Genomic DNA, 2,262 nt, shown 5'->3' with positions numbered 1-2,262 from the left:
CTCCCTGCCCACGACGCCCGTAGCGCCCAGCACCAAGGCGGATTTTCCCATTTTCGCTCCTTGAATTTCTTTAAATTTTATCGCGCTTTGGGGTCAAATTTAACTCAGGCGCTACGTTATTCTAAATTTTACGCGAATATCGTCTGCACAGCACGGCTCATCGTGCGATCTATAAATGCGTAAAATTCAAAGGCGCCTGCCTGCGCAGCTTGTCGCTACGAAGCTAATCAAGTCCTGCTCGCACGTAAAGAAGCAACTTAACAGCGCAAGCTATAAGTGAGCTTGCGCCTCACCCGATCCGCTATTTGGCGGCTGCTATATAATTAAATTTCGGTTCGCTAAGTTTAAATTCGAAGCTAGCCAAATCCACCTCTCCGATGCATGCATCGCTATCGTAAAGCGTGAGCAAAAATTCTGCCGTTTGTTCGCTGCTGTGGTATTGCGAAAACGCCGCATCGTAATCAAATCCGCGCTTTCCCGAAGCTACGTCGCAAAACTCGCTTTTAGTCGCGGCGGGAGCTAGAACTTTAGCCTGCATTTTGGCGTCTTTATCCTGCGCCAGCTCGTGGTGCAAGCCCTCCGTAAAGGCGCTTACGAAAAATTTGCTCGCGCAGTAGGTGACGGCGTTTGACACCATGCTGTAGCCGCCCGCGGAGGAGATGTTGATGAGCTGAGAGGGCTTGCGCTTGTAATCGCGCACGAAGAGGTGGCTTAATAGCGTAAGCGAGATGATGTTGAGCTGCAACATCTGCGAGATTTTGGACAGATCGCGCTCGCCGACCGCGCCGTAATCTCCAAAACCCGCGTTATTTATGAGCGCCTTTAGCTCGTAGCTTTTTAGCTCGTCCCAAAGCGTTAGGACGTTCTCGCTACGCGAAAGGTCGCAAATTTTAATGACTACGTCCGATTCGGGCGCGATCTGCGCGATCTCGTCCTTTAAGTTTTGCAGAAGCTCCGCTCTGCGCGCGATTAGGATCAAATTTTCTCCGCGTCCAGCAAACGCATTTGCCGCGGCCGCTCCGATACCAGAACTTGCGCCGGTGATGACGATATATTTTTTCATTTCCTATCCTTTCTTGGATTTTTCAGTTTGAAATTCTACTAAAACCTGCCGCGTATTCGTGCGCGCACTCGTCTTAAATTTACAAATTCACCCGCGTTTTGCGAGGCGTTTTATTCGTCGCTTATGGGCGTGCGCTTGGTATCTATCGCTTTACCGTCTAGATAGTACCGACCACCGGCGACGTAGTGAAGCGTTTTTAGCTCGTCCGGGATCTTTTCAAACAGCCAGTGTCCGCCGTCAAAGATCCGCTCGTCTGCATACGCCGCGACGACCTCGCCGATAAAAAGATCGTAGCTCTGCTCGTTGTGAGGCTCTAGGATACGCTTGCAAACGAGCCATGCGGCGCAGCCCGCGATCAGCGGTACGTCGAACTCCTCTTTATAAAAAATTTCCACGTTTTTCATCTTGTCCGCGTTATCAAAGCGCGAGTTGTTTTCGGCGCCAAGCTCGCTAACTAGCTCCGCCTGCGCGGCCGTGGGGATCTGCACAGCGAAATACCCGCTCTTTTCGATGAGCGTCCGCGTGTATGAGCCGTTGTGCGGCACGATGGTAACCTTGTCGTAGTCAAGCGCCTGCGCCCACGTTATCGCCATCGCGTTGATGTCGCCGCCGTATTTGGCCGATACGAGCGTGGTCGCACCCGGATTTAGGATACGATATGATTTTTGTAGATCTACTTTTATGATCGCCATTTTTGCTCCTTTGATTAAATTTTATCGGCGGCAGATGCCGCAAATAACCGAATACATGGTATTAATTTGCCCTAAATTTAAGGCTTAGCCTACTGAGCAGACCTAAGTCTTAGCGCGCTTGAATTAAATTTCTCCGCGGCGCGCAAAATTTGGCGGGTTTAAAATTTAGACGGCTATTTTCTGCGGATCTTATAGCCATTGCCGCTTTTTAGCAGCGAAATTTTGCCGTCTTTCGAGACGTAGCCGCTTGCTTTTGCGCGTAAGATCACGCTCTCAGGAAGGCTAGCCCAAAAGATTTCGACCCTGCTTTTATCTGCGGAAAATATCCCGTAGATCGCAAGCGCGGAGTTATCCGGATCGTCTAGCCTCACGTCCGCGACGTCAAAGACCTGCACGCAGCCATTCTTGATCTTCGAAAAGCTCTGCCCCGCTGCGACCAAGCAGCCGCGCTCGTCCGCCCCGCCGCCTACCATCGGCCCCTGCACCGCGGGCACCTTGCAGACGCCC

At 51.5% G+C, this 2,262-nt stretch carries 3 protein-coding genes; all 3 read right to left on the bottom strand.

Features of this window, described 5'->3' with window-relative positions; all coding sequences use genetic code 11:
* Nucleotides 1-301: 301 nt before the first annotated feature.
* Nucleotides 302-1,063, bottom strand: coding sequence for an SDR family oxidoreductase (locus tag Q0438_RS04315; RefSeq protein WP_299187764.1), 762 nt, complete (start codon nucleotides 1,061-1,063; stop codon nucleotides 302-304).
* Nucleotides 1,064-1,173: 110 nt separating this feature from the next.
* Nucleotides 1,174-1,755: a flavin reductase family protein gene (locus Q0438_RS04310; RefSeq protein ID WP_299187761.1), complete on the bottom strand. Its 582-nt coding sequence runs from the start codon at nucleotides 1,753-1,755 to the stop codon at nucleotides 1,174-1,176.
* A gap of 173 nt (nucleotides 1,756-1,928) precedes the next feature.
* The coding region (locus Q0438_RS04305) for a hypothetical protein (RefSeq protein WP_299187758.1) at nucleotides 1,929-2,262 on the bottom strand (334 nt) is incomplete at its 5' end.

Source organism: uncultured Campylobacter sp., assembly GCF_938030785.1.
Taxonomy (GTDB): domain Bacteria; phylum Campylobacterota; class Campylobacteria; order Campylobacterales; family Campylobacteraceae; genus Campylobacter_B.
This window is presented reverse-complemented; position numbering and strand designations above follow the sequence as displayed.

Bases quoted from the DNA above. Each gene is read 5' to 3' on its own strand.
- Q0438_RS04315 (WP_299187764.1), bottom strand. From the start codon at position 1,063: ATGAAAAAATATATCGTCATCACCGGCGCAAGTTCTGGTATCGGAGCG.
- Q0438_RS04310 (WP_299187761.1), bottom strand. From the start codon at position 1,755: ATGGCGATCATAAAAGTAGATCTACAAAAATCATATCGTATCCTAAAT.